An 8726-nucleotide genomic window follows, 5' to 3' on the forward strand; every position below is an offset into this window, starting at 1 on the left:
AGGGGTAAGGGTTTATTTTTTCTTCTTTTTTGTCTTTAAGAGGGTGAGAGATACGGCGCCCATTCCAATGGTCGCAACAACATAAAGAATCACCACACCGAAGACAACCACCGGCGGTCCGATCAAAAAGAGAATCAAAGGAATTATCGCGGTCGCCAGCCAGCCCAGACTGAAGATCCCTGCCTTGTTCTCTATCTGCCATTTCATTCCCTCGATGACCCGCTCGCCGATAATAAAACAGAGTGCGGAAAATCCGAAGAGTGCGGCGAGTAGAACAGCGAGCATAAACAGAGGAATGAGCGGTATCCCGATTATTGAAATAGTAAATAGAAGGATGATCGGAATATAAAGCACCTCAACAGCGATCCCGAGTCCGACCGACGCCCAGACATTCGCTTTTACTATTCCGATGATGTGTTCGATCGCACCGGGAAAGATCAGAAAAGCCAGAAGGCCAATGAGATAGAATACAAAGAAGAAGGCAATGAGAAAAATCCGGTGAAAGACCCGGTGCCCCGGAATCACCCGGGGAACTCTGAACGCCTTACCGATATCAGGCAGGAGTTCTTTGAGAACTTCGCTCTCCACTGATTGAATCTCTCCTTCAACCACGGCATTGTCGTCACGTTCCACAGTACCGCCGACCATATTCACGTCACCCTGAACAACTGAACCGGAATCGAGCATCACTGTACCACCGACAACAAGAACATCCAGTTCAATGGTGCCTTTATTCACGACATTACCACCGAAGACCGCGGCATCGCCGGTTATCGACCCGTTGAGTTCCAGATTTCCACCCATTACTGCAACATCTCCGTCAACTATACCATTTATCTCCACAACGCCACCCATAACAGCAAGGTCACCGTCAATCACTCCATCGATCTTTGCATTACCGCCGCTTACCATAACGTCTTCATCTATGGTATCTTCCTCAGGAACGTAGAGGTCTTCAGCAAAGGTGCTTTTAATCGGGATGTTCAAGTGATGGATCATTGACTGACCAAAGGCAAAGTTCATCGGTATCCCAGGAAGGAACTTAAAGGATGAAGTGACTTCATTTTTATAATGCGGTGCCGTGACTACAATGGTCGGCATCTGACCTATATACTCAGGTATCTCTTGAATATACCCGATATTTGACACCTGGCTTATTATAAAAAGTATTGCAATCAAATTCTGCATTTTACCTCCTTTCACCCCTTCTTAATCCTCCCCTTCAAGGGACGGAAAAAGATAGAAACCATTCTAAATCCTCCCCTTTGTAGGGACAGAAGAAAGGGTGATAAGTTTACTCAACAAATATAAAAGAATGACGCTTGAGAGCAATCCTGTAATCGGATACACCGGGTCAAGAACACCCCTGACAAACGGTGTAAAGGTCTTTTCAAGGACAGAGACGATGAACCCGATGCGATTGATCAATCTTACCATTCCTGGAATCGACGTGAAGAGTCGATTCAATAACTCGTTTGTCCGGGAAAAAGAAGACAGGAAGACAAGCAGAAGAGCCCAGAGCCCCACGAGTGCAACCGCCAGCCTGTTCCAGACAAAGGTCTTTGCATAACCGAGCCGGGCAAGAAGCCGCCTGTTAAAACCGCGGTCAGGAAAATATTCAGGGAGTTCCTGAATCCTTTCTTTGACCTGAATCAATTCCTCATAGAACCGACGGCACTCGGCGCACAGAGCAATGTGCGCCTTCAAGCTCTTTTCCTCAGCCGGCGATATCGCCCTGTCCATAAATTTCTGGATTAATCTCTCGATTCTCTTATGCTTCATCATTAAGTAATACGTATAATAGACCGCTGGGTTTCACCCTTTTTTCTTTTTTCTGACGAGCGTCCTCAACCTTTTACGCGCCCGATGCAGCCGGGTCTTGATGGTCGTCACCGGCAGTTTCAAGATCTCGCTTATCTCCTGATAACTGTATTCTTCCCGATGAAAGAGGAGAATGACCTCGCGGTCCAGAGCCGGAAGCTCTGCAAGGCATCTTTCAATCAGCTCCATCTTCTTCGCCTCTTCAACCTTTTCGACAAAATCGTCTTTTACTGAGTGGCGTTCGTCAAAATATTCATATTCATACCTGTTCTTTCTGAAGAAATCCATAGTCGTGTTGTGGGCGATCGTAAAAAGCCAGGTCGAAAATTTTTTCGTGCGGTCGAAAGAGGCGAGCGCCTTAAAACATTTGATAAAGGTATCAAAGGTGAGATCCTCGGCATCGTGATAATTCCCCACCATCCGATATACATAACTGAAGATCCTTCCTTTATAAAGATCGACTATCTTTCGGCAGGCACCCTCATCGTGTTTGAGCGCCTTTTCAATCAGGTCAGATACCTGTTCCCGGTCATGCTTCATTTAGAGTCCGGTCAATCTCTCGTCCCAGAGATAGAATGAACCGGTGATGAGTATCTTATTGTTCTTTGAGACGTTTCTGATGTACTTTATGGAGTTCTCAATCGAATGAGCGATAAAGAGCCTCTTCTGGTACCTCTTCGCCATTATGTAAATCTCATACGGTTCCAATGCCCGCACACTGCGGGGCTTGACGAGCAGCACTTCCCTGGCTTCAGGAAATATATACTTCAGACAATAACTTATGTCTTTATCCTTATTGGCGCCGAAGATTAAAGAAAAATTTTTGAAATTCAAATCATGGATGGTCTTGTGGAGCGCCCTGAATGAATCCTCATTATGGGCACAGTCAAAGATGACCAGGGGATTCTTCTTTATCACCTCGAGTCTGCCGCGGAGCGAGGTCTTTGCAATCCCTTTTTCAACCGCACTTGCGGGAATCCCGAATCCCATACTTCTCAGCACGCTCAAGACAGCAAGGGCGATCACAAGGTTTTCTGTCTGATGAACGCCGACAAGGGGCAGCAAGGTCGTGAATGAACCGAACGCACCTGAAATGTGAAGCGTCGTGCCTTCAAAGGTCTGTTCTATTATTCTGCTTCTGTGCAGTTCCTCGGCAAAGACCAGGGGGCTCTTTTCAGTATCGGCTTTTCTTTGCAGGATCTGTCGGACCGCAGCCGGCTGGTGCGCCGTGGTGATTACAGGGGTGTGCGGTTTCATAATACCGGCTTTTTCCCGGGCGATCTTTTTGAGGTCGTCTCCCAGAAGTTCGGTATGGTCATAGCCGACTCTGGTAATCACTGAAATCAAAGGAACGGTCACATTGGTCGTATCCAGTCTGCCGCCGAGTCCGGTCTCCAGAAGAGAAAAATCCGTCTGTTCCTCAGTAAAGTAGAGATAGGCGGCGGCGGTGAGCACCTCGAAATACGTCTGCTTTCCGCTTTGCCGACCGATGCCGCGTATCCGGTCGATGTATCTTTGCAGCCGCGCATCCGGAATCTCCTGATGGTTGACTTTTATTCTCTCGTTCACACGTGCCAAATGGGGTGAGCTGAAGAGCCCGACCCGATAACCGCACTCCTGGAGACAGGCATCCAGGATCGCCGCGGTCGAGCCCTTGCCTTTGGTTCCTGCGATATGTATCACATTCTTCAATCTCTTTTCAGGTGAACCGAGTCTTTTCAAAAACCCGATGAACGGTTCGAGCCGATAATTATATCGGGGCGTCTTTTCGTAATTTATCAAGCCGTTTAAAAACTTTAAATACCGCACACCAACCACTAACCCAGTGGTTTGAGCTTCATCGCAATATCGATCGCCCGCGCCGAATGTGTCAATGCGCCCACTGAAACAAAATCCACGCCGCACTCAATGAAATTACTGATATTGTTGAGGTCGATACCGCCGCTCACTTCGATCTCCATATTCTCCGCCTGACTGCGCACCATCCTCACCGCCTCTTTTATCTGATTGACATTCATATTATCAAGCATAATCCGGTTCACCCTGAGCGCAATCGCCTCTTTCAATTCGGCAAAGGTCTTCACCTCCACTTCAATGAAAACCTTCTTTCTCTTCTTTCTTATCTTCTGCACAGCCGCGGTGATACCGCCTGCAATCTCGATGTGATTGTCTTTGATGAGCACCCGGTCATAGAGTCCGAACCTGTGATTATAGCCACCGCCCATGCGTACGGCATACTTCTCCATTATCCGTAAACCGGGAAGTGTCTTGCGTGTATCAAGCACCTTGATACAACCCTTTGCCGCATCGACGAATCTCTTTGTCAGGGTCGCGATACCGCTCAGGTGCTGCAGAAAGTTGAGTGCGGTCCGCTCCCCTTTCAAGCAGGCACCAGCAGGTCCGATAATCGTGGCGATCGTCATTCCCGGTGAAAACGGGCTGCCGTCTTCCAGTTTTATCTGGAAATCGATTCGTTCATCAAGTTCAGTAAAGACCATACGGGCGATCTCCACTCCGCACAAAACACCGTCCTGTTTGGGAAAGATGATCCCCAGTGACCGGGTGTCGTCAGTGACGATAGGGTCGGTCGTGATGTCTCCACGCCCGATGTCCTCTTTCAACGCCCGCCTCACGATCTTCAGAAATTCTCTTTTTTCTTTATCTTTTTGTTTGACTCCTCTTTTTATGGTTCCTCCTTCTGGTTGTTTCCAACTTTCGTTTAATTGCTTTAATCCTGTCACGAAGCACTGCCGCACGCTCGAATTCCATCAAAGAAACCGCTTCTGCCATCGCTTTATGGAGTTTTGCAAGTTCGTTGATATTGATATTTTCTGCATCTTCCCTCATTATGCTGTCGGCGACCGATGTCGCCCGCATAACCTCCTCGGTTGTCTTGATGATGCTCTCCGGAGTTATATTATGTTTTCTGTTATATTCAATCTGTTTATTCCTCCTCCGCTCCATCTCTTTTATCGCCCGACGCATTGAGTCTGTAAGTTCATCCGCATACATAATCACTTCACTGCGCACATTGCGCGCCGCCCTGCCCGCTGTCTGAATCAATGACCGCTCACTTCTGAGAAATCCCTCACGGTCTGCATCAAGAATCGCAACAAGCGCCACTTCGGGCAGATCAAGTCCCTCTCTTAAAAGATTGATGCCGACGAGCACATCGAACTCACCGAGCCTGAGAGCCCTGAGAATCTTCACCCGTTCAATTGCATCAATCTCCGAGTGCATATACCTCACCCTGATTCCGATCTCATTCAAATACTGTGCCAGGTCTTCTGCCATCCGCTTGGTAAGGGTGGTCACCAGCACCCTTTCTTTATTCTCCACCCTTTTCTGAATCTCGTTGATCAGATCATCAACCTGATTCTTCGCCGGCTTGACCGTGACCTTCGGGTCGACGATTCCCGTGGGACGGACGATCTGCTCTACAATGCGGTGGCCGGACTTCTCGATCTCCCATTGCCCCGGTGTCGCTGAAATACATATCGCCTGGTTGACCAAGGCGAGCACCTCGTGAAACTTCAGCGGTCTGTTTTCGAGAGCCGAAGGCAATCTGAATCCGTGTTCGACCAGATTAAGTTTGCGTGAGTGGTCGCCTTCATACATCGCATTGAGCTGGGGTATTGTGACATGCGACTCATCAATGACCAGGAGATAGTCGTCCGGAAAATAGTCGATCAGACAGAACGGCCTCTGCCCCGGTTTTCTGCCGGAAAGGTGCATCGAGTAATTTTCAATCCCTGAACAATAACCCAGTTCAAGGAGCATTTCAATATCGAACTTTGTTCTCTGGAGCAGACGCTGCGCTTCAAGGAGTTTGCCCCTGCTCTTGAAATACTCGACCCGTTGCTCGAGCTCTGCTTCAATCGCCTTCACCGCCTCTTCTATCCGCGGACGGGTCGTGATAAAATGTTTCGCCGGAAAGATAATGACCTCATCAAGCGTCTGCTTGAGCCTGCCCGTTGTCGGGTCAAAGACCGTAATCTTCTCTATGACGTCGCCAAAGAGTTCGACCCGAATACCGTCTTCCTCGTCTGCAGGATGGATGTCGACCGTATCACCGCGCACCCGAAAGGTTCCGCGGGAAAATTCGATGTCGTTCCTGGCATACTGGATTGAAACCAGTTCCTCAAGGAGGCGTTCCCGTGACTTTTTCCCGCCCTTTTCAAGATAGACCACAAGTTCTTTCACCTCTTCCGGAGAGCCGATATTATAGATACACGACACAGACGCCACGATGATCACATCCCTTCTCGTGAGCAAGGCAGACGTCGCCTTGAGCCGCAGTCGCTCGATCTCTTCATTTATCGAAGCATCCTTTTCAATATAGAGATCAGTCTCAGGCACATAGGCTTCAGGTTGATAATAGTCATAATATGAGATAAAATATTCCACTGCATTATCAGGAAAGAACTGTTTGAACTCACCGTAGAGCTGCGCCGCCAGGGTCTTGTTGTGTGAAATGATCAGGGTCGGTCGCTGGACCCGCTCGATTACGCTTGCAATGGTGAAGGTCTTGCCTGAACCCGTGACTCCCAGAAGTGTCTGGAATTTAAGATTTTTATTTATGCCGTGGACCAGTGCATCTATCGCTTCAGGTTGGTCGCCCCGCGGTGTAAAGGTGGAACGGAGTTTAAATTTCACGCTTCAGTATTCGATAAGCGCCTGAATCAACCGACAGCCTCAACCTCTGCGAGTAGGCGGTCACCTTCTCACCGCTCATCAGGTCAAGGTACACACCGTCCCAGGCAGGCAGTTCAACAAAAGATTCCCGGCCCCCGCAGTTGAGCACGATTATCACCCCGCCTCGATCATATGCATATACCTTTGTAATATCATTGATATACAGGGTGAAAAATTTATCTCCCTGGAGTTGAGGCGTGGACTTCCTTATTTTGATAAGTCTTTTAACCTCTTCAAAAAGAAGGGTATTCTGCTCGTTCTTATTCCAGTTGAAGCTGCCCGGATTGAGCGGCTCACAGCCCGACGCCCCGATCTCGTCGCCGTACATAATAACCGGTGAACCGATGGCGGTGAGGAGAAAAACATAAAGAAGTTTTATCTTATTGAAGTTTTCTTTATATATCCTCTGGTCATAGGTGGAGACCTTGATGAGATTTATTCCCTTTACCTGAGGTAGACTGAAAAAGAACCATTTCTGGAGTCGATCATTGAAGTCGCTCGTGGTTATGGTGTTATTGATGAAGTAATCTCTCAAAAGTTTTGTGATACTGCTGTTGTAACAGCCGTCAAATCCGTTGCCGCCGATCAACTGAGGAGCACTGCCGAGCAGGAGGAGATCAGGATATCTGCGTTTCAAATTTTCACGGAGTGTCCTGGCAAAGTCTGCGGTGATGGTGGTGTCCTCGCCGATGTAAAAACCGTCGAAACCGAAATGTTTCCAGTATTCCAGATAGCCGATCAGATAATTCTTGACCTGGGGATTGTTCAGATCAAGACAGGGAAAACGGTGGTCTGAACGCCAGCATCTGTAATTCGGCGGCGAAGTCTTTATCGGAGTCGAACCGATCTGATACCAGTTTATGTATTTTGATTCCTTACCGTTCTTCATAATGTCGCTGAAAGTCGGAAAATCAGTACCCGTATGTGTAAAGGTCACGCTGAGAACTATCTTTTTGTTCCGCTTGTGTATCTCACTTATCAACCTCTTGAGGTCTGTGGTGTCGCCGAAATGGGGATCGATTGTAGCATAGTCCTTTGGATTGAGTTTGTGATTTGAATTGGCGGAGAATATCGGCTGGAGCAGAATAATGTCAGGTCCCAGGGAATCTATATAAGAGAGTTTCTCGGTTATACCCTTTAAATCACCGCCGTACGGATCCCATTTCTTGGGCCTCTCCCCCCATTTAAGTTTCTTTTTCGGATCATTTGTCGGATCGCCGTTATAGAATCCATCAGGGAATATCGAGTAATAGATCTTACCGTTCGCCCATGACGGTGTGGTGAAGTGCGGGACACCGGGTTTGAACTCACCGGTCTCAGGACAGCGGAGTGTATCAGCGGTACCCAGTACCAGGAAATAATAACTGAATCCTGAATCCATGGGAACAGACGAAGCAACGAAATAATCGAATTCCTTATCACTGTATACCTTCTTCATTCTCTTTCTACTCTCTCCGGCAATAAGATATGCCTCCCTGACTCCCACCTTCCTCGTCCTCAACTTTATCTCTGATGCAGGCGGATTCACATAGAAAAGACTCCTGTAATTATGATATACGTCACCTGCCTGAATTGCGGGACTGATTAAGGGTAAAAATACTAAAATATAGATTATTACTAAATATTTCATACGAAATTCTACATAATTTGTATATATTGTCAAGATCAAGATGTAGACTTAAGTGTTCTGTGGTTTAGGACGAAGGGCGGAGGGCTAAGGGCATAGGGCGAAGAGCTAAGGGGAAAGGGAGAATAAAGGCATTTCGGATTTCGGAAGGAATAGAGCGTTTAGATCGTTGGGAGCGGTGCTGGAAGGGAGCTGCGCTGGAAGGGATGCACTTCGTGTATATTCATCTTGAATTCTACGGAAAATTAATTATAATCTACTGATGGCGTTAATCGATTCAGCAAGAAGAGCGCTCGAACAGAAAAACTTCTCTGAGCTCGATGATCTCTGGACCGAGATGGTCATCAACGAACAGACCGCATTAAACCAGCTCCTTGAACTCGCCAAAGAACTCAAGAAGTATGACCAATCTGAACGCGCCTTGGGTCTCCTGGAGATGCTGCGCAGCCACTTAGAATCAAAGAAGTCCTTTAGCAAAGCGATTGAAGTGTGCAAAAATATGATCTATCACTGCAAAGACGACACCGAGGTGCGCGGAGCCCTGATCGAACTTTATAAAAAAGCCTATCCCCGCAGCGAAGCC

8 protein-coding genes are annotated in these 8726 nt (G+C 47.7%); 1 reads left to right on the forward strand and 7 read right to left on the reverse strand.

Going from position 1 to position 8726, the window contains the following annotated elements; genetic code table 11:
• Positions 1-12 precede the first annotated feature (12 nt).
• From ENI34_06620 to ENI34_06650, 7 genes are all read right to left on the reverse strand, one after another.
• Positions 13-1188, reverse strand: coding sequence for a polymer-forming cytoskeletal protein (locus ENI34_06620; GenBank protein HEC78800.1), 1176 nt, complete (start codon positions 1186-1188; stop codon positions 13-15).
• Positions 1189-1251: 63 nt separating this feature from the next.
• Positions 1252-1785 (reverse strand): hypothetical protein, encoded by a 534-nt coding sequence (locus ENI34_06625; GenBank protein ID HEC78801.1) that lies wholly within the window; start codon positions 1783-1785, stop codon positions 1252-1254.
• A 30-nt stretch (positions 1786-1815) separates the two neighbouring features.
• Entirely contained in the window at positions 1816-2361 is a 546-nt protein-coding gene (locus ENI34_06630; protein HEC78802.1) for a sigma-70 family RNA polymerase sigma factor, read from the reverse strand.
• Positions 2362-3726 carry a bifunctional folylpolyglutamate synthase/dihydrofolate synthase gene (locus tag ENI34_06635; protein HEC78803.1) on the reverse strand — a complete coding sequence of 455 codons (1365 nt, stop codon included), beginning with the start codon at positions 3724-3726 and terminating at the stop codon, positions 2362-2364.
• Positions 3639-4508: a carboxylating nicotinate-nucleotide diphosphorylase gene (gene nadC / locus ENI34_06640; GenBank protein ID HEC78804.1), complete on the reverse strand. Its 870-nt coding sequence runs from the start codon at positions 4506-4508 to the stop codon at positions 3639-3641. The genes ENI34_06635 and nadC overlap by 88 nt, the downstream gene beginning before the upstream one ends.
• Entirely contained in the window at positions 4480-6477 is a 1998-nt protein-coding gene (gene uvrB / locus ENI34_06645) for an excinuclease ABC subunit UvrB (GenBank protein ID HEC78805.1), read from the reverse strand. Before uvrB ends, nadC begins: the two co-directional genes overlap by 29 nt.
• Positions 6467-8146, reverse strand: coding sequence for a hypothetical protein (locus ENI34_06650; GenBank protein ID HEC78806.1), 1680 nt, complete (start codon positions 8144-8146; stop codon positions 6467-6469). Before ENI34_06650 ends, uvrB begins: the two co-directional genes overlap by 11 nt.
• Before the next feature lie 259 nt (positions 8147-8405).
• Between ENI34_06650 and ENI34_06655 the strand changes: the two genes are divergently transcribed.
• The coding region (locus ENI34_06655) for a hypothetical protein (protein HEC78807.1) at positions 8406-8726 on the forward strand (321 nt) is incomplete at its 3' end.

Source organism: candidate division WOR-3 bacterium (assembly GCA_011052815.1).
In the GTDB taxonomy this organism is placed as follows: domain Bacteria; phylum Hydrothermota; class Tepidihabitantia; order SM23-42; family SM23-42; genus DRIG01.